The sequence below is a fragment of the Flavobacterium sp. Root935 genome, assembly GCF_001429295.1.
Classification (GTDB): domain Bacteria; phylum Bacteroidota; class Bacteroidia; order Flavobacteriales; family Flavobacteriaceae; genus Flavobacterium.
In genome coordinates this window covers 168794-192558 of the sequence record NZ_LMJL01000001.1, presented here as the reverse complement: position 1 = coordinate 192558, position 23765 = coordinate 168794, and the positions used below count along the sequence as shown (strand labels likewise).

Genomic DNA, 23765 nt, shown 5'->3' with positions numbered 1-23765 from the left:
ATTTTTTTCGTTAAACATCAAAATTTAACATTATAACATATGTTTATGATAGTGTTATATAATTGCAAATCCGAGGTTTTTTCGCCTCCATTTGTAAGGTTTATTTTTAATATACCGCTTGTTGTTTGTATAGTAGTACCAATGCCAATTCCTATTAATTTTTTTAATTTATTTTTATTTGAATTGCTTGTTAAGTCTTGGTATATGGCATAATCGATGATTGAGTTTATGTAGAAGCTTTGTGATAATAAATATCTATATTCTGTAAGAATCATCGAAGTGTAGTTGGCTTGCAGGCTATTTTCTAAAAAACCTCGAATAGAATTCATTCCTCCAAATCGAAATAATTCATTTGAAATATAGTTTTGACTCTTTAAGATGTAATTTTGTGAATTTATGTTAATGAAATTTTTAGGATTGAGTTCAAAATTGTACTTAAAGTTTATGTTTGCAAAGAGCTGGTTGCTTATGCCTGCTGTTTGAGGATTGTTGTTGGTTGTTCGTTTTCCAAACCCAAGTGCGGTGTTGATAAATGCTTTATTTATGAATATAGGATTTTCAAAGTCTGCTTTTTGAAAGTCAAATGTAACTGTGGTAAACGAGTTGTTAAAATCGCTTATCGTTGAGTTGTTGGTGTTTTGAATATCACTAGATTCTGTGGATTCATATCCAATGTATAATTTTGAATTGTAATTCAAATAATATCCAAGATTGATATCTGTTTTGGTATTTTGAAAAGTGCTGTCTTGTTTGAATATGTTCAGTTGAGCTTTTATGCCTATTGGAGATTTAAATAAATATGGGATTTCGAGTTTGGTGTTAAAGGTTTTTTGTTGATTACCGTCACTCTTCCAATAAAGTGAAAATTTTTCTCCAGCACGAAGTGTGTTTATAAGTGATATGTCTAAATATCCGTTTAGAATTGTTTTTTTGTTTTCATCATTTGAAAAGCCAATGTATCCATCGAAAGTATTTGCTTTTCGTTTTTCAATGTATGCGTAGACTTTAGTTGAGTCTTTTGTGAAAAGTACTTCAGGATATTTAGTTTGAGAAATGAATTCAAAGCTGTTGATATCGGCATGGATTTTTTTTATTATTTCTTGGTTGAAAGTTCTGTTGATGTATTTCTTGTTTAATTGTTTTAATGCTCCTTTTGGGAAATAATCTTTAGAATTGAGATTTGTGTAATTTAGGATAATTGAATTTAAGGTTCTTTTTTTTTCAGAATCGAAATTTAGGTCAGCATAAATTATGGAATTCTTTTTCTTAATGTTTTCCAGTTTTATCTTTGTAAAAGCGAAACCTGCTTTTTCATTGTTTAAGATTTCTTGATTTAAAAAATTTTCTAGTTCTGAATAAGGGATAAATATGCTGTCTTTTGCTGTTTTTTTTGACTCGGAAAAAAAAGAGTTTATACCTATATATATATGTACTTCTTTTATCTTGTTTTTTAGATCGATTGTAGAGGTAAAAGTGCTGTCATTTATTTTTTTGGTTTCTAGTTTTTTAGAATCGGTATATCCCTGTTTTGTTAGTTCTTTTGAAACCAATTCGATTTCGTTATAAAGAGATTTTAAATTAGAGTGTTTTTTTGCGTATGGAATGGAGTCAATTGTTTGATTTTGTTTCTTATCAATTCCGTTTATATTCAAATAAAAAGATTGAGCGAAACAACTTGAGGTAAAAAGAAAAAGAAGTATGTGTGTTAATTGTTTCAAATGCAATTGTTTTGTTGATTAAATGTAAAGCAAATATCTAATGTTTCTTTGTGAAATCATAGATATAAATAATGTTGTTGAAAATTAATGATTTAACGTTTGTATAGTGAAAAATATTTTATACATTTGCAACCCCGTAAAAAGCGGGAATTTAATAAACATAATAATTTTTAGTATTAATTATGCCAACAATTCAACAATTAGTAAGAACAGGAAGAACTCAGATAACTAAGAAGAGTAAATCGGTTGCTTTAGATTCTTGTCCTCAAAGAAGAGGGGTTTGTACGCGTGTTTACACTACTACACCAAAAAAACCAAACTCTGCAATGCGTAAAGTTGCGCGTGTACGTTTGACAAATGGTAATGAGGTGAATGCTTACATTCCTGGAGAAGGACACAATCTACAAGAGCACTCGATAGTATTAGTTAGAGGCGGAAGGGTAAAAGATTTACCAGGTGTTAGATATCATATCGTTCGTGGAGCGCTTGATACGTCAGGTGTTGCGGGAAGAACGCAAAGAAGATCTAAGTACGGTGCTAAACGCCCAAAAGAAGCAAAAAAGTAATTTAAAAACTTTTAAGAAAAAGACATGAGAAAAAGAGCGGCAAAGAAAAGACCACTTTTACCAGATCCAAGGTTTAACGACCAATTAGTAACGCGTTTTGTGAATAACTTAATGTGGGATGGTAAGAAATCTACAGCTTTTAAAGTATTTTATGATGCTATTGATATCATTGAATCTAAAAAGCAAAATGATGAGAAGACTTCATTAGAGATCTGGAAAGATGCTTTAACAAACGTTATGCCTCACGTAGAAGTACGTAGCCGTAGAGTTGGTGGAGCTACATTCCAAATCCCAATGCAAATTCGTCCAGACAGAAAAATTTCTATGGCAATGAAGTGGTTAATACTTTATTCAAGAAGAAGAAATGAAAAATCTATGGCACAACGTTTAGCTTCAGAATGTTTAGCTGCTGCTAAAGAAGAAGGTGCTGCAGTTAAGAAAAGAATGGATACTCACAAAATGGCAGAAGCTAATAAAGCATTCTCTCACTTTAGATTTTAATTCGTAAGAAATGGCTAGAGATTTAAAATATACAAGAAATATCGGGATTGCTGCTCACATTGATGCTGGTAAAACAACAACTACTGAGCGTATTCTTTTTTACACTGGAAAGTCGCATAAAATTGGTGAGGTGCACGATGGTGCTGCAACAATGGACTGGATGGCGCAAGAGCAAGAAAGAGGTATTACAATTACTTCTGCAGCTACAACTTGTACTTGGAATTTTCCAACTGAGCAAGGTAAGGCTCTTCCAGAATCATTGCCTTATCACTTTAATATTATTGATACTCCTGGACACGTTGACTTTACTGTAGAGGTAAACCGTTCTCTACGTGTACTTGATGGATTAGTTTTCTTATTTAGTGCTGTTGATGGTGTTGAGCCTCAATCAGAAACTAACTGGAGACTTGCTGATCAATATAGAGTTCCTCGTATGGGATTCGTAAATAAAATGGACCGTCAAGGTGCTAACTTTTTAGCTGTATGCGGACAGGTTAAAGATATGTTGAAATCGAATGCGGTTGCAATTACTTTGCCTATTGGTGATGAAGCAGATTTTAAAGGTATTGTTGACTTAGTGAAAAATCAAGCTATCGTATGGCATGATGAGACTCAAGGAGCTACTTTTGATATCGTTGACATCCCTGCTGATATGGTTGACGATGTAAAACACTACCGTTCGATCCTTATCGAAGAGATTGCTACTTATGATGAGAATCTTTTGGATAAATACATGGAAGATGAAAACTCTATTACAGAAGAAGAAATCAACAATGCATTAAGAGCTGCTACAATTGATATGGCGATCATTCCAATGCTTGCAGGTTCTTCTTTTAAAAATAAAGGAGTTCAATTTATGTTAGATGCTGTTTGTAAGTATTTACCATCTCCATTAGATAAAGAAGGTATCGAAGGTATTCACCCTGATGATGCTGAATTATTAGAAGAAGATCAAACTAAAATCTTGCGTAAGCCAGATGTAAAAGAGCCGTTTGCTGCTTTAGCGTTTAAAATTGCTACTGACCCATTCGTAGGTCGTTTAGCTTTCTTCCGTGCTTACTCTGGTCGTTTAGATGCTGGTTCTTATGTTTTAAATACTCGTTCAGGTAATAAAGAGAGAATCTCTCGTATTTACCAAATGCACGCTAATAAGCAAAATCCAATCGAATATATTGAGGCTGGAGATATTGGTGCGGCTGTAGGATTTAAAGATATAAAAACTGGAGATACTTTGTGTGATGAAAAGAATCCAATTATTTTGGAATCTATGAAATTCCCAGAGCCAGTAATTGGTATCGCTATTGAGCCTAAAACTAAAGCTGACGTTGATAAAATGGGTATGGCTTTGGCAAAATTAGCGGAAGAGGATCCAACATTTACGGTTAGAACAGATGAAGCTTCAGGTCAAACTATTATTTCTGGTATGGGTGAGCTTCACTTAGATATCTTAGTTGATCGTATGAAACGTGAATTTAAAGTTGAAGTGAACCAAGGTGAGCCTCAAGTTGAATATAAAGAAGCGTTTACAAGATCTGCTCAACATAGAGAAACTTACAAGAAACAATCTGGAGGTCGTGGTAAATTCGGTGATATCGTATTTAGAATCGAGCCTGCTGATGAAGTTGATGGTAAAGTTCCTGTAGGATTACAGTTTGTTAATGAAGTAAAAGGTGGTAACGTTCCTAAGGAGTATATTCCTGCTGTTGAGAAAGGTTTCCGTGAGGCTATGAAAACAGGTCCATTAGCTGGATATGCTGTTGATAGTTTGAAAGTAACTTTGTTAGATGGATCTTTCCACCCTGTGGATTCTGATGCTCTTTCTTTTGAATTAGCTGCAAGAATGGGTTATAAAGAGTCAGGACGTGCTGCTGGAGCTGTTATTCTTGAGCCAATCATGAAAATTGAAGTTATTACTCCAGAAGAAAATATGGGTGATATCGTTGGTGACTTGAACCGTCGTAGAGGTCAAGTTAATGATATGGGTGATAGAAATGGTGCTAAAACTATTAAAGCTGATGTTCCTTTGTCAGAAATGTTTGGATATGTAACTACATTAAGAACATTATCTTCTGGTAGAGCTACTTCAACAATGGAGTTTTCTCACTATGCAGAAACACCTTCTAATATTTCAGAAGAGGTAATCAAAAAAGCAAAAGGTAACGCTTAATTTTAAGAAAATGAGTCAAAAAATCAGAATAAAACTAAAATCTTACGATCACATGTTGGTAGATAAATCTGCTGAAAAGATCGTAAAAACAGTAAAAACTACTGGAGCAGTTGTAACAGGTCCAATTCCGTTGCCAACTCACAAAAAACTTTTCACTGTATTACGTTCTCCGCACGTTAACAAAAAAGCGAGAGAGCAATTTGAAGTAATGTCATACAAGAGATTGATTGATATTTATTCGTCTTCATCTAAAACTATTGATGCTTTAATGAAACTTGAATTGCCAAGTGGGGTTGAAGTAGAGATAAAAGTATAATTTTTTTATTATATTTTATATATAAAAAGCGAGGCATTTCTGTCTCGCTTTTTTTGTTTTACTTTTTAGGTTTTGAAATTTGGATGCTTTCTTTTTTGTTGGCTTTTCGATTTATTGCTTTGCGTAATTCTCTTTGTTTTAGGGTGCTGGCGTTGTTTTGTGTTTTTCTTTTATTAATTAATTGTTAAGTGCTGTTTTGATTATTATTAAAATAAAAGCTTGGAATTTTGGGCAAGAAAAAATCTCTTATATGATTCATTTGATGCTTGGATTTTGATTATGAGCGATTTAATTTTTGTAACCGTTTGGTATATTCAATTTTAATGTCTACTTTTGCACTCCCTGTTTGGAAATTTCTGTTATTTTCAAATTGAAGGGAATTTTAGTAATTAATAATTAATATTTATGTCTGGGTTAATTGGTAAGAAAATCGGCATGACTAGTATTTTTGACGAAAACGGGAAAAACATTCCTTGTACAGTAATCGAAGCTGGTCCATGTGTTGTTACCCAAGTCAGAACCAAAGGTGTTGACGGGTACGAAGCGTTGCAACTAGGTTTCGATGACAAAAACGAGAAACATTCTACTAAAGCGGCTTTAGGTCACTTTAAAAAAGCTGGAACTGTTGCTAAGAAAAAAGTCGTTGAATTCCAAGATTTCGCAACTGAACAAAAATTAGGAGATCTTATTGATGTTTCTATTTTTGAAGAAGGAGAATTTGTAGATGTACAAGGTGTGTCTAAAGGTAAAGGTTTCCAAGGTGTTGTTAAACGTCACGGTTTTGGTGGTGTTGGACAAGCTACTCACGGTCAACATAACCGTTTAAGAGCGCCAGGTTCTGTAGGAGCTTCTTCTTATCCATCTAGAGTATTCAAAGGAATGCGTATGGCTGGAAGAATGGGAGGAGAAAATGTAAAAGTTCAAAACCTTAGAGTTTTAAAAGTGGTTGCTGAAAAGAACTTACTTGTTATTAAAGGATGTGTTCCTGGACATAAAAACTCTTATGTAATCATTCAGAAGTAATGGAAGTAAAAGTATTAGATTTCAACGGAAAAGATACTGGTAGAAAAGTTCAACTTTCTGATTCAGTATTCGCAATTGAACCAAACAATCACGCTGTATATCTTGATGTTAAGCAATATCTTGCTAATCAAAGACAAGGTACTCACAAGGCTAAGGAAAGAGCTGAAGTAACTGGAAGTACACGTAAAATTAAAAAACAAAAAGGAACTGGTACTGCTCGTGCAGGAAGTGTTAAGAATCCTTTGTTTAAAGGTGGTGGAACAGTTTTCGGACCAAGACCAAGAAGTTATTCATTTAAATTGAATAAAGGCTTAAAAAGATTGGCTAGAAAATCAGCTTTCTCAATCAAAGCAAAAGAATCAAACATTGTTGTTCTTGAAGACTTTAATTTTGAAGCGCCAAACACTAAAAATTTCATTAACGTTTTGAAAGCTTTAGGGTTAGAAAATAAAAAATCTCTATTTGTGTTGGGTGAGTCAAATAAAAATGTATATTTGTCGTCACGCAATTTAAAGGCTTCAAGTGTCGTAACTAGCTCAGAATTAAGCACTTACGCAATATTAAACGCTAATAATTTAGTGCTTTTAGAAGGTTCTTTAGAGTTAATTGAAGAAAATTTAAGTAAATAATAGGAATATGAGTATCATAATTAGACCTATAGTAACGGAAAAAGTAACCAAAGAAAGTGAAGTTCTAAACCGCTTCGGATTCGTTGTTGACAAAAAAGCAAACAAAGTTCAAATTAAGAAAGCTGTTGAGGCTGCTTATGGAGTAACTATCGTTTCTGTTAACACAATGAATGTGAGACCAGATAGATCTACTAAATACACTAAAAGTGGTTTAATCAGTGGAAAGACAAATGCAATTAAAAAAGCAATTGTTCAAGTACAAGAAGGAGAAACAATTGATTTTTACAACAATATCTAAGATAGAAAAATGTCAGTAAGAAAATTAAAACCTATTACCCCAGGTCAGCGATTTAGAGTTGTGAATGGTTATGACGCCATTACAACTGATAAGCCGGAACGCTCTTTGATAGCGCCGATAAAAAACTCTGGAGGTAGAAATAGTCAAGGAAAGATGACCATGCGTTATACGGGTGGTGGTCACAAGCAGAGATATCGTATTATTGATTTCAAAAGAACTAAAGATGGAATTCCAGCTACAGTGAAATCAATCGAATACGATCCAAATCGTACTGCATTTATCGCTTTATTAGCTTATGCTGATGGAGAGAAAACTTATGTAATTGCTCAAAACGGATTGAAAGTTGGTCAGAAATTAGTTTCTGGTCCAGAATCTCAACCTGAAATTGGTAATACATTACCTTTAAGCAGAATTCCTCTTGGAACTGTTATATCTTGTATTGAGTTACGTCCAGGACAAGGAGCTGTTATTGCTCGTTCAGCTGGAACTTTTGCTCAGTTAATGGCAAGAGACGGGAAATATGCAACAATTAAAATGCCATCTGGAGAAACAAGATTGATCTTGTTAACTTGTTCGGCTACAATTGGAGCTGTTTCTAATTCTGACCACCAATTAGTTGTATCTGGAAAAGCAGGTAGAACAAGATGGTTAGGAAGAAGACCTAGAACTAGACCAGTAGCGATGAACCCAGTTGATCACCCTATGGGAGGTGGTGAAGGACGTTCTTCTGGAGGGCACCCACGTTCAAGAAACGGATTGCCAGCTAAAGGTTACAGAACTCGTTCTAAGAAAAACCCGAGTAACAAGTATATCGTAGAACGTAGAAAGAAATAATAAGATATGGCACGTTCATTAAAAAAAGGACCTTTCGTTCATTATAAATTAGACAAGAAAGTTCAAGAAAACATTGAAAACGGAAACAAAGGAGTGGTAAAGACTTGGTCTAGAGCTTCTATGATTACTCCTGACTTTGTTGGACAAACTATCGCAGTTCATAACGGTCGTCAATTTGTACCAGTTTACGTAACAGAAAACATGGTAGGTCACAAATTAGGAGAGTTTTCACCAACTAGATCTTTTAGAGGTCATGCTGGAGCAAAAAATAAAGGTAAAAAATAAGAAGCAATGGGAGTTCGTAAAAGAGAAACAGCAGATGCGAGAAAAGAGGCTAATAAGTCTATTGCTTTCGCAAAATTGAATAACTGCCCTACTTCACCTAGAAAAATGCGCTTAGTAGCGGACTTGGTAAGAGGTCAGAAGGTAGAAAGAGCACTTAACATTTTAAGATTCAGTTCTAAAGAAGCTTCAAGAAAATTAGAAAAACTATTATTATCTGCAATCAATAACTGGGAGCAAAAAAATAGTGAAGGTAATTTAGAAGAGGCTGGATTATTTGTTAAAGAGATCAGAGTAGATGGTGGAATGATGTTAAAAAGACTTCGTCCAGCTCCACAAGGTCGTGCACACAGAATAAGAAAACGTTCTAATCACGTTACAATCGTGCTTGGAGCTATCAATAACACACAAAGCAATTCTTAAGCAGCATGGGACAAAAGACAAATCCAATTGGAAATAGACTTGGTATCATCAGAGGATGGGACTCAAACTGGTATGGTGGAAATGATTACGGTGATAAACTTGCCGAAGATCACAAAATCAGAAAGTATATCCATGCTCGTTTATCAAAAGCTAGTGTATCAAAAGTAATCATCGAGAGAACTTTGAAACTTGTAACCGTTACTATCACTACTGCTAGACCTGGTATCATTATCGGAAAAGGTGGACAAGAGGTAGACAAGTTAAAAGAAGAACTTAAGAAAGTTACTGACAAAGAGGTTCAAATTAACATTTTTGAAATTAAAAGACCTGAATTAGATGCTTATCTTGTGGCGACAAGCATCGCTCGTCAAATCGAAAGCCGTATTTCTTACAGACGTGCAATCAAAATGGCTATTGCTGCTTCTATGCGTATGAACGCTGAAGGTATCAAAGTTTTGATTTCTGGACGTTTGAATGGTGCTGAGATGGCGCGTTCAGAAGGTTTCAAAGAAGGTAGAATTCCTCTATCAACTTTCAGAGCTGATATTGATTATGCTTTGGCTGAAGCTCACACTACTTATGGTAGAATGGGTATCAAAGTATGGATCATGAAAGGTGAAGTTTACGGTAAGAGAGAACTTTCTCCGCTTGCTGGAATGGACAAAAAACAATCTGGTACAGGTGGTGGAAAAGGTGGAGATGCTCCTAGAGGCAAATCTAACTTTAACAAAGGCGGAAAACCAGACGCTCGTAAAAGAAAGTAAATTTTTAAACTAAAGAAAAATGTTACAGCCTAAAAGAACAAAATACCGTAAGGTACAAAAAGGTAAAATGAAAGGTAACTCTCAAAGAGGGCATGAACTTTCAAATGGAATGTTTGGTATTAAATCTGTACATGAAGATGGTATGTTCTTAACTTCTCGTCAAATTGAAGCTGCACGTATCGCTGCAACTCGTTACATGAAGAGAGAAGGACAATTATGGATTAAAATATTTCCAGACAAACCTATTACTAAGAAACCTCTTGAAGTACGTATGGGTAAAGGTAAAGGAGCAGTTGAGTATTGGGCTGCTGTTGTTAAACCAGGAAGAATTATGTTTGAAGTTGGAGGAGTTCCGTTATCAGTTGCAAAAGAGGCTTTACGTCTTGCAGCTCAGAAACTTCCAGTAAAAACTAAGTTCGTCGTTGCTAGAGATTTCGAAGCATAATTTATATTTATTATGAAACAATCAGAAATAAAAGATCTTTCTGCAGCGGAGTTGCAAGAAAAACTTAGTCAAACTAAGAAAGTATATGCTGACCTAAAAATGGCTCACGCTATTTCTCCAATTGCTAACCCACTTCAAATTAGAAGCGTTAGAAGAACAGTTGCAAGATTGGCTACAGAGTTAACTAAAAGAGAGTTACAATAATTGTATTCTGCTGAAAGATGGAAGAAAAAAGAAATTTAAGAAAAGAAAGAATAGGTGTTGTTACTTCAAATAAAATGGATAAATCTATTGTTATTGCTGAAGTAAGAAAAGTAAAACACCCATTATACGGTAAGTTCGTGTTGAAAACTAAGAAATATGTTGCACACGACGAAACAAACGACTGTAACATTGGAGATACTGTAAGAATTAGCGAAACGCGTCCTTTAAGTAAAACAAAATGTTGGAGATTAGTTGAAATCTTAGAAAGAGCTAAATAATTATGGTACAACAGGAATCAAGACTAAAAGTAGCAGATAACACGGGAGCAAAAGAAGTTTTAACTATCCGTGTTTTAGGAGGTACCAAAAGAAGGTATGCCTCTGTTGGTGACAAGATTGTAGTATCTATTAAAGATGCAACTCCTAACGGTAACGTTAAAAAAGGAGCTGTTTCAACTGCAGTTGTTGTACGTACCAAAAAAGAAGTGAGAAGAGCTGATGGTTCTTATATCCGTTTCGATGACAATGCATGTGTTCTTTTGAACGCTGCAGGGGAAATGAGAGGAACTCGTGTTTTTGGTCCGGTAGCAAGAGAACTTCGTGAAAAACAATTCATGAAAATTGTATCATTAGCACCAGAAGTGCTTTAATTCGTTTTAAGATGATAAAGCTAAAAATAAAATCAGGAGATATCGTAAGAGTTATTGCTGGAGACCATAAAGGTGCTGAAGGTAAAGTTCTACGTGTTTACCGTGAGAAAAATAAAGCGATAGTTGAAGGTGTAAACATGGTTTCGAAACATACAAAACCAAGTGCTAAAAACCCTCAAGGTGGTATCGTTAAAAAAGAAGCTTCTATTCAAATTTCTAACATTTCACTAATTGATCCTAAAACTAAGGAAACAACTAGAGTAGGTATTAGAGTAGAAGGAGATAAGAAAGTAAGATTTTCAAAAAAATCTAATCAAGTACTATAGTAATGGCATATACACCTAGACTAAAAGAAGAATATAAGAGTAGAGTAATCTCTGCTCTTAAAGAAGAGTTCGGATATACAAACGTTATGCAAGTTCCAAAACTTGAAAAAATCGTTTTGAGCCGTGGAGTTGGTGCAGCTGTATCTGATAAAAAACTTATTGACTATGCTGTTGATGAGTTAACAAAGATCACTGGACAAAAAGCAGTATCTACAATCTCAAAGAAAGACGTTGCGTCATTCAAATTGAGAAAAGGGATGCCTATTGGAGCAAAAGTTACTTTACGTGGTGAAAGAATGTATGAGTTTTTAGATAGACTTATTACTTCTGCTTTACCACGTGTTAGAGATTTCGGTGGTATTAAAGCTACTGGTTTCGATGGAAGAGGTAACTACAATCTTGGAGTTTTGGAGCAAATCATTTTCCCAGAAATTGATATTGATAAAGTAAACAAAATCTCAGGAATGGATATTACTTTTGTTACTACTGCAAAAACAGATAAGGAAGCAAAGTCATTATTGGCTGAATTAGGATTACCTTTTAAAAAGAATTAAGACATGGCTAAAGAATCAATGAAAGCCCGCGAGGTTAAAAGAGAGAAAACGGTAGCTAAGTACGCTGAAAAAAGAAAAGCTTTATTAGAAGCTGGAGACTATGAAGGCCTACAAAAATTACCTAAAAATGCTTCACCAGTTCGTTTGCACAATCGTTGTAAATTAACGGGTAGACCAAGAGGTTATATCCGTCAATTCGGTATTTCACGTGTAACTTTCCGTGAAATGGCTAACAATGGATTAATTCCAGGTGTAAAAAAAGCCAGCTGGTAATTTAAAAAAAGTTTATAAATTGATTAAAGGTTCAGGAGGCAGAGTGCTTCCTGAAAACCATAATCGCAATCAAATACATATGTATACAGATCCTATTGCAGATTATTTGACTAGAGTTCGTAATGCTGTGGCTGCAAACCACAAAGTTGTTGAGATTCCAGCATCTAATCTTAAAAAAGAAATAACTAAGATCTTATTTGATCAAGGTTATATCTTAAGTTACAAATTTGAGCAGAACACAGTACAAGGTTCTATCAAAATTGCTTTAAAGTATGATAAAGATACTAAGGAGCCAGTAATTAAAGATATCCAAAGAATTAGTAAACCTGGTTTACGTAAATATGCAGGTGCTGCCAAATTACCAAGAATCCTTAATGGATTAGGAATTGCAATTGTTTCAACTTCAAAAGGTCTTATGACTGGAAAACAAGCGAAACAATTAAATGTAGGTGGTGAAGTAATTTGTTACGTATACTAATTTTAAAGACTAAATAAGATGTCAAGAATAGGTAAAAGCCCAATTGTAATCACTGCTGGTGTAACTGTAGAAGTTAAAGACGGTATTATTACAGTAAAAGGAAAAAAAGGTCAATTAGTTCAGGAGTTTTCGGACGTAAATGTAACTGTTGAAGGCGATCAAGTTTTAGTAGAAAGATCGTCTGATCATAAAGACCACAGAGCAAAACACGGATTATATAGATCTTTGATCAATAATATGATTATCGGTGTTTCTGAAGGTTTTACAAAAGAACTAGAATTAGTTGGAGTTGGTTATAGAGCTTCAAACCAAGGTCAAAAATTAGATTTAGCTCTTGGATATTCTCACAATATTGTTTTGGAAATTGCTCCAGAAGTATCTTTAGAAACAATATCTGAAAAAGGTAAGAACCCTATCGTAAAATTAACATCATTTGATAAACAACTTTTAGGTCAAGTTGCTGCGAAAATTAGAGGTTTCCGTAAGCCAGAGCCATACAAAGGAAAAGGTGTTAAATTTGTGGGTGAAGTATTAAGAAGAAAAGCAGGTAAATCAGCTTAAAAAATAAGATTATGTCATTAACAAAATCTGATAGAAGACAGAGAATTAAATTCAGAATTAGAAAATCGGTTAGTGGTTCTGCTGCAAGACCTAGACTTTCTGTTTTTAGAAGTAATAAAGAAATTTACGCTCAAATTATTGATGATGTAAATGGAGTTACTATATTAGCTGCATCTTCAAGAGAAAAAGAAATAGGAAAAGGTACTAACGTTGAAATCGCTGCTGCTGTTGGAAAATTAGTTGCAGAGAAAGCGTTAAAAGCTGGGATTGATACAATCACTTTTGATAGAGGTGGTTATTTATATCACGGTCGTATTAAATCATTAGCAGAAGGCGCAAGAGCCGCTGGACTTAAATTCTAATATATTATGTCTAAATACAAAAATGTAGAATTGGTAAAACCTAGTGGTCTTGAACTTAAAGATCGTCTGGTAAGTGTTAATCGTGTTACTAAAGTTACAAAAGGTGGTAGAGCTTTCGGTTTTTCTGCTATTGTAGTTGTAGGTGATGAAAATGGAGTAGTGGGTCATGGATTAGGAAAATCTAAAGATGTTTCTGAAGCAATTGCGAAAGCAGTAGAAGATGCTAAGAAAAATTTAGTTAGAATTCCTTTAAATGGTCAATCTGTTCCTCACGAACAAAAAGGAAAATTTGGTGGTGCACGCGTATTTTTAATCCCAGCATCTCATGGTACTGGAGTTATCGCTGGTGGAGCTGTTCGTTCAGTTCTTGAATCAGTAGGAATTCACGATGTATTGTCGAAATCTCAAGGATCATCAAATCCACACAACGTAGTAAAAGCAACTTTTGATGCTTTATTGCAAATGAGAAGTGCTCATACTGTTGCAAAACAAAGAGGTGTTTCTTTAGAAAAAGTTTTTAAAGGTTAATTCAAGGAAATTATGGCTAAATTATTAGTAAAACAAGTAAGAAGCAAAATCAACTGTCCTCTTTCTCAAAAGAGAGGTTTGGAAGCTTTAGGTCTACGTAAAATTGGACAAGTTGTGGAGCACGAGTCAAATCCTGCTATCCTTGGGATGATAAACAAAGTTAAACACTTAGTTTCTGTTGAAGAAGCTAAATAACAAATACTGTTATGAATTTAAGTAACTTACAACCTGCTGAAGGATCTACACACAATCAAAATAAAAGATTAGGTAGAGGAGAAGGTTCTGGAAAAGGTGGTACCGCTGCAAGAGGACACAAAGGGGCTAAATCTCGTTCTGGTTATTCTAAAAAGATTGGTTTTGAAGGAGGGCAGATGCCACTTCAAAGACGTGTGCCTAAGTTTGGTTTCACAAACATCAATCGTAAAGAATACGAAGGTGTTAATTTAGATACTCTTCAATTATTGGTAGATAAAGGTGCAATTACTGATTCTGTCTCAATGGCAGATTTCGTGGCAAATCGTCTAGCTACTAAAAATGAAATCGTTAAGATTTTAGGTAGAGGAGAGTTGAAAGCAAAATTAAAAGTAACTGCCCACAAATTTACTGCAACTGCTAAAGCGGCTATTGAAGCTGCTGGTGGAGAAGCTGTAACTATATAACTTATCTATTAAGATGAAGAAATTTATTGAATCAATAAGTAATGTTTGGAAAATCGAAGAACTAAAGAATAGAATCTTAATTACATTAGGATTACTTTTAGTATATCGTTTTGGAGCACACGTTACGCTTCCTGGAATTGACGCAACGCAATTGACTGGTTTAGCGGGACAAACTAAAAATGGTCTAGGATCTATTCTAGACATGTTCACCGGGGGTGCTTTCTCTAAGGCTTCAGTTTTTGCTTTAGGTATCATGCCTTATATTTCTGCGTCTATTGTTGTTCAGTTGATGGGGATTGCGATTCCATATTTACAAAAACTTCAAAATGATGGGGAAAGTGGTAGAAAAAAGATTAATCAAATCACTCGTTGGTTGACAATCGCTATCACATTGGTTCAAGGTCCAACTTATATCTATAATTTATACAGAACATTGCCTAGTAATGCATTTTTGCTAGGCTTTAATTCTCCTGAATTTTTGTTCTCTTCTGTTATAATCTTAGTTACTGGTACAATTTTTGCTATGTGGCTTGGAGAGAAAATTACAGATAAAGGTATTGGAAATGGTATTTCATTGTTAATTATGGTTGGTATTTTAGCTCGTTTACCGCAAGCTTTTATTCAAGAGTTTACAACTCGTGTTACCAATAACAATGGAGGTCCAATGTTATTAGTTATTGAAATTATTGTGTGGCTGTTAGTTATCATTTCTTGTGTATTACTTACAATGGCAGTACGTAGGATTCCTGTACAGTATGCTCGTCGTACAACTACTGGGGATTACGAACAAGATTTGGCAGGAGGTAATAGACAATGGATTCCTCTTAAGCTTAATGCTTCTGGGGTTATGCCAATTATTTTTGCTCAGGCAATTATGTTTATTCCTGCAGCTGTAGCTGGATTGTCTAAATCAGATACATCACAATCTATTGTTGGTGCATTTAGTAATATGTTTGGTTTTTGGTATAATTTTGTTTTTGCAACTTTAATTATTGTATTTACATTCTTTTATACTGCAATCACTGTACCTACTAACAAAATGGCTGATGATTTAAAGAGAAGCGGTGGTTTTATCCCGGGCGTTCGTCCAGGAGCTGAAACTTCTGATTTCCTTGATAAAGTGATGTCTTTAATAACTTTCCCAGGATCTTTATTCCTTGCTTTGATTGCTGTGTTCCCAGCTATTGTTGTAAGTATTATGGATGTACAACAATCTTGGGCGATGTTTTTTGGGGGTACCTCATTAATAATTATGGTTGGTGTTGCAATAGATACTATTCAACAGATCAATTCATACTTGTTAAACAAACATTATGATGGTTTAATGAAGACTGGTAAAAATAGAAAAGCGGTAGCTTAATATATTTATGGCAAAACAATCAGCAATAGAACAAGACGGATCAATTATTGAAGCATTATCAAATGCGATGTTCCGTGTAGAGTTAGAAAATGGACATATCGTAATTGCTCATATTTCTGGAAAAATGCGTATGCATTACATCAAATTATTACCTGGTGATAAAGTGAAACTAGAAATGAGTCCTTATGATTTGTCAAAAGCAAGAATTACTTATCGATATTAAAGGATATTCACTATGAAAGTTAGAGCATCAGTAAAAAAGAGAAGTGCCGAGTGCATTATCGTGCGTAGAAAAGGGAGACTGTACGTAATAAACAAAAAGAATCCTAGATTTAAACAAAGACAAGGATAATTATGGCAAGAATAGCAGGGGTAGATATCCCAAAAAACAAAAGAGGTGTTATTGCACTTACCTACATCTTCGGATTAGGGAAAAGTAGAGCTATTGAGATTTTGGAAAAAGCTCAAGTTAGCCAAGATAAAAAAGTTCAAGATTGGAATGATGATGAGATCGGAGCAATTCGTGAAGCTGTTTCATTTTACAAAATCGAAGGAGAATTACGTTCTGAAATTTCTTTAAACATTAAACGTTTAATGGATATTGGATGTTACAGAGGTATTCGTCATAGATCTGGTCTTCCATTAAGAGGGCAAAGAACTAAAAACAACTCAAGAACAAGAAAAGGTAAAAGAAAAACTGTTGCTAACAAGAAAAAAGCAACTAAATAATAAGTAATATGGCTAAAGCAACTGCAAAAAAACGTAAAGTTATCGTTGAATCAACGGGTGAGGCTCATATTTCTGCCACTTTTAATAACATTATTATTTCTTTGACTAATAAGAAAGGTGAAGTTATCTCTTGGTCTTCAGCTGGTAAAATGGGTTTCAGAGGTTCTAAAAAGAACACTCCTTATGCAGCTCAAATGGCAGCAGAAGATTGCGCTAAAGTAGCACTTGAGGCAGGACTTAAAAAAGTGAAAGTTTATGTAAAAGGACCAGGTAACGGACGTGAGTCTGCTATCCGTTCTATTCATAACGGTGGAATTGAAGTTACAGAGATTATCGATGTTACTCCAATGCCTCACAATGGATGTCGTCCTCCAAAAAGACGTAGAGTTTAATTTTTTATTTTTATAGTATAAACAAGGTAGAACATAAATTATCGAAGGATTAGACCTGAATTCATAATTTCTACCTTAAAATTTTTTTTAAAATGGCAAGATATACTGGTCCTAAAACCAAAATCGCTCGTAAATTTGGCGAGGCAATCTTCGGAGATGATAAATCTTTCGAAAAAAGAAATTACCCACCTGGACAACACGGGATGGCTAAAAAAAGAGGAAAAAAATCTGAGTATGCTGTTCAGTTAATGGAAAAGCAAAAAGCTAAATATTCTTATGGAATTTTAGAAAAACAATTCAGAAATTTATTCGAAAAAGCATCAGCGACTAAAGGAGTAACTGGTGAAGTTTTATTACAATTGTGCGAAGCAAGATTAGATAATGTTGTTTTTAGAATGGGAATTGCTCCATCTAGAAGAGGTGCGCGTCAAATCGTTTCTCACAGACACATTACTGTAAATGGAGAGGTTGTTAATATTCCTTCTTACCACCTTAAGCCTGGTGATAAAGTTGCAGTTCGTGAAAAATCTAAATCTTTAGAAGCTATCGAACGTTCTTTATCAAATTCAAGTCATGTTTATGAATGGATTACTTGGAACAATGATCTTAAAGAAGGAACTTTTGTTTCTGTACCTGCGAGACTTCAAATTCCAGAAAACATTAAAGAACAATTAATCGTAGAGTTGTACAACAAATAATAATTGACTTAGTCGAAATTTATGGCAATATTTAATTTTCAAAAGCCCGATAAAGTTATCATGATCGATTCAACCGATTTTGAAGGTAAATTCGAATTTAGACCTTTGGAACCTGGTTACGGATTGACAGTTGGTAATGCACTTAGAAGAGTTTTGCTTTCAGCATTAGAAGGTTATGCAATTACATCTGTTCGTATCGAAGGTGTAGATCATGAGTTTTCTACTATTTCAGGTGTTGTTGAAGATGTTACCGAAATTATCCTTAATCTGAAACAAGTACGTTTCAAACGTCAAATTGAAGATATCGATAATGAATCAGTTACTATTTCTGTTTCTGGTAAAGATCAATTAACAGCAGGTGATTTTCAAAAATTTATCTCAGGTTTTCAAGTTTTGAATCCAGACCTTGTTATCTGTAATTTAGATTCTAAAATCAAATTGAACTTCGATTTAACAATCGAAAAAGGTAGAGGATACGTTCCTGCTGAGGAGAACAAAAAACAAAATGCTGCAATTGGAACGATTTTTACAGATTCTATTTTTACTCCGGTAAAAAATGTAAAATATGCAATCGAAAATTTCCGTGTAGAGCAAAAAACAGATTACGAAAAATTGGTTTTTGAAATTAAAACTGATGGATCTATTAATCCAAAAGATGCTCTTACTGAAGCTGCTAAAGTTTTAATTCACCATTTCATGTTGTTTTCTGATGAAAGAATTACACTTGAGGCTGACGAAATTGCACAAACAGAATCGTATGATGAAGAGTCATTGCATATGAGACAATTGCTTAAAACTAAGCTTGTTGATATGGATTTATCTGTGAGAGCATTAAATTGCTTGAAAGCGGCTGAAGTTGATACACTTGGTGATTTAGTATCGTTCAATAAAAATGACCTAATGAAATTCCGTAATTTTGGTAAAAAATCTTTAACTGAACTTGATGAACTTGTTGCAGTGAAGAATTTAACTTTCGGAATGGATTTAGCTAAATACAAATTAGATAAAGAATAATTTACTTCATATTTTGCTCTCCATAGTGGATTGTAGCAAGATGAAGATAAAAAAAACACGTCATGAGACACGGAAAAAAATTCAACCACTTAAGCAGACAGACTGGACATAGAAAAGCTATGTTGGCTAATATGGCTTGTTCTCTTATTGAGCACAAACGTATTAACACTACTGTTGCTAAAGCTAAAGCGCTTAAACAATTCGTTGAGCCTTTAATCACAAAATCAAAAGAAGATACGACTCACAATCGTCGTATTGTTTTTGCATACCTACGTAGCAAATATGCTGTAACTGACTTGTTCAGAGATGTGGCTGCTAAAGTTGGAGACCGTCCAGGTGGATACACTCGTATCATTAAAGTTGGAAATCGTTTGGGAGATAATGCTGATATGGCAATGATCGAACTTGTTGACTTCAATGAACTTTACAACGGAGGTAAAAAAGAAGTTAAAAAAGCAAAAAGCCGTCGTGGTGGTAAAGCTAAAAAAGCAGAAGCTGCTACTCCAGAAGCTCCTGCTGCTGAATCAGAAACGACTACTGAAGCTTCTGAATAATTATGAAAGTAATCATTCTATAATATTAAAGGATAAACTAATTTTTAGTTTATCCTTTTTTTTTGATTTTTTGAAACCTCAAAAGTGTAACATATTTAAAATAATAGGTTTTATTTTTATGAGTGAAAGTTTTAAAAAATCTTGGAAGGGCTTCTTTAAAGAAGTAAATTTGCAAAATTTCTAATTACATTTAAAACCATGATTTTGGTTTTATAACTTGATAAAAAACAATACAAATTAAATAATGAAATACACAACACGAAAAAGCGCCATTTTATTACTTAGTGATGGAACAATTTTTCACGGAAAATCTATCGGAATTAGCGGTAAAACTTTTGGTGAAGTTTGTTTTAATACTGGAATGACGGGATATCAGGAAATTTTTACTGATCCTTCTTATTTCGGACAAATAATGGTTACGACTAATCCGCATATCGGTAATTACGGAATCAATGATTTAGAAGTAGAGTCAGAGAGCGTTAAAATTGCTGGTTTAGTTTGTAAAAACTTTAGCTTTAACTATTCTAGAGAAGGTGCTTCTGGAAGCTTAGAAGATTACTTTACAAAACAAAATCTTATTTGTATTTCTGATGTTGATACCAGAGCTCTTGTTAGTTATATTCGTGATAATGGAGCTATGAATGCAGTTATCTGTACAGATGGAACTTCTGTTGAAGACTTGAAGAAAGAATTAGCAAATGTTCCTGATATGGAAGGACTGGAATTGGCTTCTAAAGTGTCTACAAAAGAACCTTATTTTGTAGGAGATGAAAATGCTACATATAAAATTTCAGCACTTGATCTTGGAATTAAAAAGAATATTCTAAGAAATCTTGCGAAAAGAGATTGTTATATTAAAGTTTTCCCATACGACTCAACATACGAAGATTTAACAGAGTTTAATCCTGATGGTTATTTCTTATCAAACGGACCTGGTGATCCAGATCCGCTTTTTGGTGCGATCGAGGTAGCAAAAAGAATTATTGCTGATGATAAACCTTTATTTGGTATTTGTTTAGGGCATCAGGTAATTGCACTTGCTAATGGAGTGAAAACTTATAAAATGTTTGGCGGACACAGAGGTATAAATCATCCAGTAAAAAATCTTATTACAGGGAAAGGTGAAATTACTTCTCAAAATCATGGTTTTGCTGTAAAAAGAGAAGCTTTAGAAGGTCACCCTGAATTAGAGCTTACTCATATACACTTAAATGATGATACAGTTGCAGGAATGAGAATGAAGAATAAGAATTGTTTCTCAGTACAATACCATCCAGAAGCTAGTCCAGGACCACATGATTCTTCATACTTGTTTGATCAATTTGTAGAGAATATTAAACTTGCTGGGTCTAAAACGATGTAGTTAATAAATAAAGGTGTTTAATAACTAAAATGCGTTTATAGTATTAAATATTTTTATAATTTCGGAAAAAAAATATAATTTATTAATAAAAAACAAAAATAATGAGTATTATAATTAAAGTTCACGCAAGACAAATTCTTGATTCTAGAGGGAATCCTACTATTGAAGTTGATGTAGTAACTGAAAATGGAGTTTTAGGTAGAGCTGCTGTTCCATCTGGAGCATCAACTGGAGAGCACGAAGCTGTTGAATTACGTGATGGAGGTAAAGCTTATCTAGGTAAAGGTGTTTTGAACGCAGTGAATAATGTAAATACTGTTATTGCTGAAGAATTAGTTGGAACTTCTGTTTTCGAACAAAACACAATCGATCAATTAATGATTGATTTGGACGGAACTCCAAACAAATCTAAATTAGGAGCTAATGCAATTTTAGGAGTTTCTTTAGCTGCTGCAAAAGCTGCTGCTAATGAACTTGGATTGCCATTATATAGATATGTAGGTGGTGTTTCTGCTAATACACTGCCAGTTCCAATGATGAACATCATTAATGGTGGTTCTCACTCTGATGCTCCTATTGCATTTCAAGAGTTTATGATTTTCCCAGTAAAAGCAACTTCTTTTACACATGCTATGCAAATGGGAACTGAAATTTTCCATAGTTTGAAAAAAGTATTACATGATAGAGGTTTAAGTACAGCTGTTGGTGATGAAGGAGGTTTTGCTCCAAACTTAGCTGGTGGTACTGAAGATGCTTTAGATACTATCAAACTTGCTGTTGAAAAAGCTGGATATACTTTCGGTGACGAAATTATGATTGCTCTTGACTGTGCTGCTTCAGAATTTTATGTAAACGGTAAATACGATTACACTAAATTTGAAGGAGAAACTGGAAAAATCAGAACTTCAGAAGAGCAAGCTGATTATTTAGCTGACCTTGCTTCTAAATATCCAATTATTTCTATCGAAGACGGTATGTATGAAGATGACTGGGATGGATGGAAATATTTAACTGAAAAAATTGGAAACAAAGTACAATTAGTAGGTGACGATTTATTTGTTACAAATGTTGCTCGTTTATCAACTGGTATTGAAAAAGGAATTGCTAATTCAATCCTTGTAAAAGTTAACCAAATTGGTACTTTAACAGAAACTATTGCAGCTGTAAACATGGCGAAAAACGCTGGTTACACATCTGTAATGTCTCACCGTTCTGGAGAAACTGAAGATAATACAATTGCAGATTTAGCTGTTGCTTTAAACTGTGGTCAAATTAAAACAGGTTCGGCATCTCGTTCAGATCGTATGGCGAAATACAACCAATTATTGAGAATCGAAGAAGAATTAGGAAGTACAGCATATTTCCCTGGTTTAAATGCTTTTAAAATCAAATAATTATAAAAGTTATATATTCAAAAAAAAACCATCTGTTTTTGCAGATGGTTTTTTTTTGGACTTTTAACAAATTCATAGCAGTATTCTTTTTTTAATTAGTCTTAAATTCATTAGATTTGGTAAATTATTATTTAAAGAATTATTTCCAAAATATTATGTCAAAAATAGCTACATTAGAAATAGATGATAAAAAGATTGAACTTCCGGTAATCACAGGAAGTGAAAACGAATCAGCTATCGATATTAACAAATTACGTGATTTAACTGGTTTTATTACAATTGACCCAGGTTATAAAAATTCTGGATCTTGTAAAAGCGAAATCACTTTCCTAGATGGAGAATTAGGGATTTTACGTTACAGAGGATATTCAATCGAAGATTTGGCAGAGAAAGCTAACTTTTTAGAAGTGTCTTATCTTTTGATTTTTGGAGAATTACCAACAGCTCAAGAATTAGAGCAGTTTGAAAATGGTATTAAAAAACATACTTTGGTAAACGAAGAGATGAAAAATATCATAGATGGTTTTCCAAAAACAGCTCATCCAATGGGCGTTTTATCTGCTTTAACAAGTGCTTTAACAGCATTTAATCCTAAAGCTGTAAATGTTGATAACGAAAAAGAAATGTACGAAGCCATTTGTAAAACAATGGGTAAATTTCTTGTAATTGCTACATGGACATATAGAAAATCTATGGGGTATCCATTGAATTATTATGATAACACAACTGGTTATGTTGATAATTTCATGCAGTTAATGTTTAAATTACCAACTGGACCTTACGCAGCTAACCCTGTAGTTGTGGATGCTTTAGATAAATTATTTATTCTTCATGCAGATCACGAGCAAAACTGTTCTACATCTACAGTAAGAATGGTAGGTTCTTCTCACGCTGGATTATTTGCTTCAATTTCTGCGGGAGTTTCTGCACTTTGGGGGCCTCTTCATGGTGGAGCAAATCAGGCAGTTCTTGAAATGTTGGAAGAAATCAACAAAGATGGAGGTGATACTGATAAATTTTTGGCGAAAGCAAAAGACAAAAATGACCCATTCCGTTTAATGGGATTCGGTCACAGAGTTTATAAAAACTTTGATCCAAGAGCAAAAATCATCAAAAAAGCAGCTAAAGAAGTATTAGAAACTTTAGGTGTTGAAGATCCGATTTTAGAAATTGCTAAAAAATTAGAAGCAGCAGCTCTTGAAGATGATTACTTCAAATCAAGAAACTTATATCCAAACGTTGATTTCTACTCTGGAATTATCTACAGAGCATTAGGAATTCCAACTGACATGTTTACTGTTATGTTTGCCATTGGAAGATTACCAGGCTGGATTGCTCAATGGAAAGAAATGCGTGAAAACAAGGAGCCAATTGGAAGACCTAGACAAATTTACACAGGACACCCTTTAAGAGACTTTAAGTCGAATAAATAAAAAAACTAAAGCTTCACTTAACTGTGAAGCTTTTTTTATCTTTGTCCAAAATATAATAAAGTTATGTTGCAATTAAATGTAAAGAACGAAACGTCAAGACTGCGTGCCGTAGTTTTGGGTTCTGCCGTTCATAATGGGCCAACTCCTTCATTAGAAGAAGCCTATGATCCTAAATCATTGGAACATATTAAAGCAGGAACATATCCTATCGAAAAAGATATGACTGCTGAAATGGATGCTTTTAATGCTGTGTTTCAAAAGTATGATA

At 34.1% G+C, this 23765-nt stretch carries 36 protein-coding genes and 1 pseudogene; 36 read left to right on the top strand and 1 reads right to left on the bottom strand.

Features of this window, described 5'->3' with window-relative positions:
• Positions 1-17: 17 nt before the first annotated feature.
• Positions 18-1718: a hypothetical protein gene (locus ASE40_RS00970; protein WP_241774305.1), complete on the bottom strand. Its 1701-nt coding sequence runs from the start codon at positions 1716-1718 to the stop codon at positions 18-20.
• Positions 1719-1900: 182 nt separating this feature from the next.
• Between ASE40_RS00970 and rpsL the strand changes: the two genes are divergently transcribed.
• From rpsL to ASE40_RS22195, 36 genes and pseudogenes are all read left to right on the top strand, one after another.
• The gene (gene rpsL, locus ASE40_RS00965) at positions 1901-2284 is read left to right on the top strand and encodes a 30S ribosomal protein S12 (RefSeq protein WP_007136570.1); all 384 of its coding nucleotides are present in this window, start codon (positions 1901-1903) and stop codon (positions 2282-2284) included.
• A gap of 24 nt (positions 2285-2308) precedes the next feature.
• Positions 2309-2785, top strand: coding sequence for a 30S ribosomal protein S7 (gene rpsG / locus ASE40_RS00960; protein ID WP_017495022.1), 477 nt, complete (start codon positions 2309-2311; stop codon positions 2783-2785).
• A 10-nt stretch (positions 2786-2795) separates the two neighbouring features.
• Complete coding sequence (gene fusA, locus ASE40_RS00955; RefSeq protein WP_057114923.1) at positions 2796-4952, top strand: elongation factor G; 2157 nt, start codon at positions 2796-2798, stop codon at positions 4950-4952.
• Positions 4953-4962: 10 nt separating this feature from the next.
• Positions 4963-5268, top strand: a complete 306-nt coding sequence (gene rpsJ, locus ASE40_RS00950) for a 30S ribosomal protein S10 (protein WP_007803605.1) — start codon at positions 4963-4965, stop codon at positions 5266-5268.
• Between the two features lie 405 nt (positions 5269-5673).
• Positions 5674-6291, top strand: coding sequence for a 50S ribosomal protein L3 (gene rplC / locus ASE40_RS00945; protein ID WP_057114922.1), 618 nt, complete (start codon positions 5674-5676; stop codon positions 6289-6291).
• Positions 6291-6920, top strand: coding sequence for a 50S ribosomal protein L4 (gene rplD, locus ASE40_RS00940; protein WP_057114921.1), 630 nt, complete (start codon positions 6291-6293; stop codon positions 6918-6920). The genes rplC and rplD overlap by 1 nt, the downstream gene beginning before the upstream one ends.
• A 7-nt stretch (positions 6921-6927) precedes the next feature.
• Positions 6928-7218: a 50S ribosomal protein L23 gene (gene rplW / locus ASE40_RS00935; protein ID WP_012022489.1), complete on the top strand. Its 291-nt coding sequence runs from the start codon at positions 6928-6930 to the stop codon at positions 7216-7218.
• 9 nt (positions 7219-7227) lie between these two features.
• Entirely contained in the window at positions 7228-8052 is an 825-nt protein-coding gene (gene rplB, locus ASE40_RS00930) for a 50S ribosomal protein L2 (protein ID WP_035650459.1), read from the top strand.
• A 6-nt stretch (positions 8053-8058) separates the two neighbouring features.
• A complete protein-coding gene (gene rpsS / locus ASE40_RS00925) occupies positions 8059-8337 on the top strand; it encodes a 30S ribosomal protein S19 (RefSeq protein WP_007803626.1) in 279 nt (92 codons plus the stop codon).
• A gap of 6 nt (positions 8338-8343) precedes the next feature.
• Entirely contained in the window at positions 8344-8757 is a 414-nt protein-coding gene (gene rplV / locus ASE40_RS00920; protein ID WP_007803631.1) for a 50S ribosomal protein L22, read from the top strand.
• A 5-nt stretch (positions 8758-8762) separates the two neighbouring features.
• Positions 8763-9521 (top strand): 30S ribosomal protein S3, encoded by a 759-nt coding sequence (rpsC, locus tag ASE40_RS00915; RefSeq protein WP_008464292.1) that lies wholly within the window; start codon positions 8763-8765, stop codon positions 9519-9521.
• Positions 9522-9540: 19 nt separating this feature from the next.
• A complete protein-coding gene (gene rplP, locus ASE40_RS00910) occupies positions 9541-9966 on the top strand; it encodes a 50S ribosomal protein L16 (RefSeq protein WP_017495016.1) in 426 nt (141 codons plus the stop codon).
• Between the two features lie 12 nt (positions 9967-9978).
• Positions 9979-10170 carry a 50S ribosomal protein L29 gene (gene rpmC, locus ASE40_RS00905; protein ID WP_008464297.1) on the top strand — a complete coding sequence of 64 codons (192 nt, stop codon included), beginning with the start codon at positions 9979-9981 and terminating at the stop codon, positions 10168-10170.
• Between the two features lie 17 nt (positions 10171-10187).
• A complete protein-coding gene (gene rpsQ, locus ASE40_RS00900; protein WP_007803646.1) occupies positions 10188-10448 on the top strand; it encodes a 30S ribosomal protein S17 in 261 nt (86 codons plus the stop codon).
• A gap of 2 nt (positions 10449-10450) precedes the next feature.
• Positions 10451-10819, top strand: a complete 369-nt coding sequence (gene rplN / locus ASE40_RS00895; RefSeq protein WP_007803649.1) for a 50S ribosomal protein L14 — start codon at positions 10451-10453, stop codon at positions 10817-10819.
• Positions 10820-10830: 11 nt separating this feature from the next.
• Entirely contained in the window at positions 10831-11145 is a 315-nt protein-coding gene (gene rplX / locus ASE40_RS00890) for a 50S ribosomal protein L24 (RefSeq protein WP_007803650.1), read from the top strand.
• Positions 11146-11147: 2 nt separating this feature from the next.
• On the top strand, positions 11148-11699 hold the full coding sequence (gene rplE, locus ASE40_RS00885) for a 50S ribosomal protein L5 (protein ID WP_012022484.1): 552 nt from the start codon (positions 11148-11150) through the stop codon (positions 11697-11699).
• A gap of 3 nt (positions 11700-11702) precedes the next feature.
• Positions 11703-11972, top strand: a complete 270-nt coding sequence (rpsN, locus tag ASE40_RS00880; protein ID WP_031456037.1) for a 30S ribosomal protein S14 — start codon at positions 11703-11705, stop codon at positions 11970-11972.
• Between the two features lie 79 nt (positions 11973-12051).
• Positions 12052-12450: a 30S ribosomal protein S8 gene (rpsH, locus tag ASE40_RS00875; RefSeq protein ID WP_008464306.1), complete on the top strand. Its 399-nt coding sequence runs from the start codon at positions 12052-12054 to the stop codon at positions 12448-12450.
• 18 nt (positions 12451-12468) lie between these two features.
• Complete coding sequence (gene rplF, locus ASE40_RS00870; protein WP_057114920.1) at positions 12469-13011, top strand: 50S ribosomal protein L6; 543 nt, start codon at positions 12469-12471, stop codon at positions 13009-13011.
• 11 nt (positions 13012-13022) lie between these two features.
• Positions 13023-13373 (top strand): 50S ribosomal protein L18, encoded by a 351-nt coding sequence (rplR, locus tag ASE40_RS00865; RefSeq protein WP_057114919.1) that lies wholly within the window; start codon positions 13023-13025, stop codon positions 13371-13373.
• 3 nt (positions 13374-13376) lie between these two features.
• Entirely contained in the window at positions 13377-13901 is a 525-nt protein-coding gene (rpsE, locus tag ASE40_RS00860; protein WP_085949269.1) for a 30S ribosomal protein S5, read from the top strand.
• A 12-nt stretch (positions 13902-13913) separates the two neighbouring features.
• The gene (rpmD, locus tag ASE40_RS00855) at positions 13914-14096 is read left to right on the top strand and encodes a 50S ribosomal protein L30 (RefSeq protein ID WP_008464315.1); all 183 of its coding nucleotides are present in this window, start codon (positions 13914-13916) and stop codon (positions 14094-14096) included.
• An 11-nt stretch (positions 14097-14107) separates the two neighbouring features.
• Positions 14108-14560 (top strand): 50S ribosomal protein L15, encoded by a 453-nt coding sequence (rplO, locus tag ASE40_RS00850; RefSeq protein ID WP_057114918.1) that lies wholly within the window; start codon positions 14108-14110, stop codon positions 14558-14560.
• A gap of 13 nt (positions 14561-14573) precedes the next feature.
• Positions 14574-15920 carry a preprotein translocase subunit SecY gene (gene secY / locus ASE40_RS00845; protein WP_007803669.1) on the top strand — a complete coding sequence of 449 codons (1347 nt, stop codon included), beginning with the start codon at positions 14574-14576 and terminating at the stop codon, positions 15918-15920.
• Positions 15921-15927: 7 nt separating this feature from the next.
• Positions 15928-16143, top strand: coding sequence for a translation initiation factor IF-1 (infA, locus tag ASE40_RS00840; RefSeq protein WP_007136545.1), 216 nt, complete (start codon positions 15928-15930; stop codon positions 16141-16143).
• A 12-nt stretch (positions 16144-16155) separates the two neighbouring features.
• The gene (gene ykgO / locus ASE40_RS21635) at positions 16156-16272 is read left to right on the top strand and encodes a type B 50S ribosomal protein L36 (RefSeq protein WP_002987490.1); all 117 of its coding nucleotides are present in this window, start codon (positions 16156-16158) and stop codon (positions 16270-16272) included.
• 2 nt (positions 16273-16274) lie between these two features.
• Positions 16275-16649 (top strand): 30S ribosomal protein S13, encoded by a 375-nt coding sequence (gene rpsM, locus ASE40_RS00835; protein WP_008464322.1) that lies wholly within the window; start codon positions 16275-16277, stop codon positions 16647-16649.
• A gap of 8 nt (positions 16650-16657) precedes the next feature.
• On the top strand, positions 16658-17041 hold the full coding sequence (gene rpsK / locus ASE40_RS00830) for a 30S ribosomal protein S11 (protein ID WP_026727866.1): 384 nt from the start codon (positions 16658-16660) through the stop codon (positions 17039-17041).
• 92 nt (positions 17042-17133) lie between these two features.
• On the top strand, positions 17134-17739 hold the full coding sequence (gene rpsD, locus ASE40_RS00825) for a 30S ribosomal protein S4 (protein WP_008464326.1): 606 nt from the start codon (positions 17134-17136) through the stop codon (positions 17737-17739).
• A 21-nt stretch (positions 17740-17760) separates the two neighbouring features.
• On the top strand, positions 17761-18753 hold the full coding sequence (locus tag ASE40_RS00820) for a DNA-directed RNA polymerase subunit alpha (protein ID WP_008464329.1): 993 nt from the start codon (positions 17761-17763) through the stop codon (positions 18751-18753).
• 62 nt (positions 18754-18815) lie between these two features.
• A complete protein-coding gene (rplQ, locus tag ASE40_RS00815) occupies positions 18816-19307 on the top strand; it encodes a 50S ribosomal protein L17 (RefSeq protein WP_057114917.1) in 492 nt (163 codons plus the stop codon).
• Between the two features lie 244 nt (positions 19308-19551).
• A complete protein-coding gene (gene carA, locus ASE40_RS00810) occupies positions 19552-20670 on the top strand; it encodes a glutamine-hydrolyzing carbamoyl-phosphate synthase small subunit (protein WP_057114916.1) in 1119 nt (372 codons plus the stop codon).
• Between the two features lie 101 nt (positions 20671-20771).
• Positions 20772-22064, top strand: a complete 1293-nt coding sequence (gene eno, locus ASE40_RS00805) for a phosphopyruvate hydratase (RefSeq protein ID WP_057114915.1) — start codon at positions 20772-20774, stop codon at positions 22062-22064.
• A 155-nt stretch (positions 22065-22219) separates the two neighbouring features.
• Positions 22220-23497 (top strand): citrate synthase, encoded by a 1278-nt coding sequence (locus ASE40_RS00800; protein ID WP_057114914.1) that lies wholly within the window; start codon positions 22220-22222, stop codon positions 23495-23497.
• 63 nt (positions 23498-23560) lie between these two features.
• A pseudogene (locus ASE40_RS22195) lies at positions 23561-23765 on the top strand (amidinotransferase); the annotation flags it as partial.

Bases quoted from the DNA above. Each gene is read 5' to 3' on its own strand.
- rpsL (WP_007136570.1), top strand. From the start codon at position 1,901: ATGCCAACAATTCAACAATTAGTAAGAACAGGAAGAACTCAGATAACT.
- rpsG (WP_017495022.1), top strand. From the start codon at position 2,309: ATGAGAAAAAGAGCGGCAAAGAAAAGACCACTTTTACCAGATCCAAGG.
- fusA (WP_057114923.1), top strand. From the start codon at position 2,796: ATGGCTAGAGATTTAAAATATACAAGAAATATCGGGATTGCTGCTCAC.
- rpsJ (WP_007803605.1), top strand. From the start codon at position 4,963: ATGAGTCAAAAAATCAGAATAAAACTAAAATCTTACGATCACATGTTG.
- rplC (WP_057114922.1), top strand. From the start codon at position 5,674: ATGTCTGGGTTAATTGGTAAGAAAATCGGCATGACTAGTATTTTTGAC.
- rplD (WP_057114921.1), top strand. From the start codon at position 6,291: ATGGAAGTAAAAGTATTAGATTTCAACGGAAAAGATACTGGTAGAAAA.
- rplW (WP_012022489.1), top strand. From the start codon at position 6,928: ATGAGTATCATAATTAGACCTATAGTAACGGAAAAAGTAACCAAAGAA.
- rplB (WP_035650459.1), top strand. From the start codon at position 7,228: ATGTCAGTAAGAAAATTAAAACCTATTACCCCAGGTCAGCGATTTAGA.
- rpsS (WP_007803626.1), top strand. From the start codon at position 8,059: ATGGCACGTTCATTAAAAAAAGGACCTTTCGTTCATTATAAATTAGAC.
- rplV (WP_007803631.1), top strand. From the start codon at position 8,344: ATGGGAGTTCGTAAAAGAGAAACAGCAGATGCGAGAAAAGAGGCTAAT.
- rpsC (WP_008464292.1), top strand. From the start codon at position 8,763: ATGGGACAAAAGACAAATCCAATTGGAAATAGACTTGGTATCATCAGA.
- rplP (WP_017495016.1), top strand. From the start codon at position 9,541: ATGTTACAGCCTAAAAGAACAAAATACCGTAAGGTACAAAAAGGTAAA.
- rpmC (WP_008464297.1), top strand. From the start codon at position 9,979: ATGAAACAATCAGAAATAAAAGATCTTTCTGCAGCGGAGTTGCAAGAA.
- rpsQ (WP_007803646.1), top strand. From the start codon at position 10,188: ATGGAAGAAAAAAGAAATTTAAGAAAAGAAAGAATAGGTGTTGTTACT.
- rplN (WP_007803649.1), top strand. From the start codon at position 10,451: ATGGTACAACAGGAATCAAGACTAAAAGTAGCAGATAACACGGGAGCA.
- rplX (WP_007803650.1), top strand. From the start codon at position 10,831: ATGATAAAGCTAAAAATAAAATCAGGAGATATCGTAAGAGTTATTGCT.
- rplE (WP_012022484.1), top strand. From the start codon at position 11,148: ATGGCATATACACCTAGACTAAAAGAAGAATATAAGAGTAGAGTAATC.
- rpsN (WP_031456037.1), top strand. From the start codon at position 11,703: ATGGCTAAAGAATCAATGAAAGCCCGCGAGGTTAAAAGAGAGAAAACG.
- rpsH (WP_008464306.1), top strand. From the start codon at position 12,052: ATGTATACAGATCCTATTGCAGATTATTTGACTAGAGTTCGTAATGCT.
- rplF (WP_057114920.1), top strand. From the start codon at position 12,469: ATGTCAAGAATAGGTAAAAGCCCAATTGTAATCACTGCTGGTGTAACT.
- rplR (WP_057114919.1), top strand. From the start codon at position 13,023: ATGTCATTAACAAAATCTGATAGAAGACAGAGAATTAAATTCAGAATT.
- rpmD (WP_008464315.1), top strand. From the start codon at position 13,914: ATGGCTAAATTATTAGTAAAACAAGTAAGAAGCAAAATCAACTGTCCT.
- rplO (WP_057114918.1), top strand. From the start codon at position 14,108: ATGAATTTAAGTAACTTACAACCTGCTGAAGGATCTACACACAATCAA.
- secY (WP_007803669.1), top strand. From the start codon at position 14,574: ATGAAGAAATTTATTGAATCAATAAGTAATGTTTGGAAAATCGAAGAA.
- infA (WP_007136545.1), top strand. From the start codon at position 15,928: ATGGCAAAACAATCAGCAATAGAACAAGACGGATCAATTATTGAAGCA.
- ykgO (WP_002987490.1), top strand. From the start codon at position 16,156: ATGAAAGTTAGAGCATCAGTAAAAAAGAGAAGTGCCGAGTGCATTATC.
- rpsM (WP_008464322.1), top strand. From the start codon at position 16,275: ATGGCAAGAATAGCAGGGGTAGATATCCCAAAAAACAAAAGAGGTGTT.
- rpsK (WP_026727866.1), top strand. From the start codon at position 16,658: ATGGCTAAAGCAACTGCAAAAAAACGTAAAGTTATCGTTGAATCAACG.
- rpsD (WP_008464326.1), top strand. From the start codon at position 17,134: ATGGCAAGATATACTGGTCCTAAAACCAAAATCGCTCGTAAATTTGGC.
- ASE40_RS00820 (WP_008464329.1), top strand. From the start codon at position 17,761: ATGGCAATATTTAATTTTCAAAAGCCCGATAAAGTTATCATGATCGAT.
- rplQ (WP_057114917.1), top strand. From the start codon at position 18,816: ATGAGACACGGAAAAAAATTCAACCACTTAAGCAGACAGACTGGACAT.
- carA (WP_057114916.1), top strand. From the start codon at position 19,552: ATGAAATACACAACACGAAAAAGCGCCATTTTATTACTTAGTGATGGA.
- eno (WP_057114915.1), top strand. From the start codon at position 20,772: ATGAGTATTATAATTAAAGTTCACGCAAGACAAATTCTTGATTCTAGA.
- ASE40_RS00800 (WP_057114914.1), top strand. From the start codon at position 22,220: ATGTCAAAAATAGCTACATTAGAAATAGATGATAAAAAGATTGAACTT.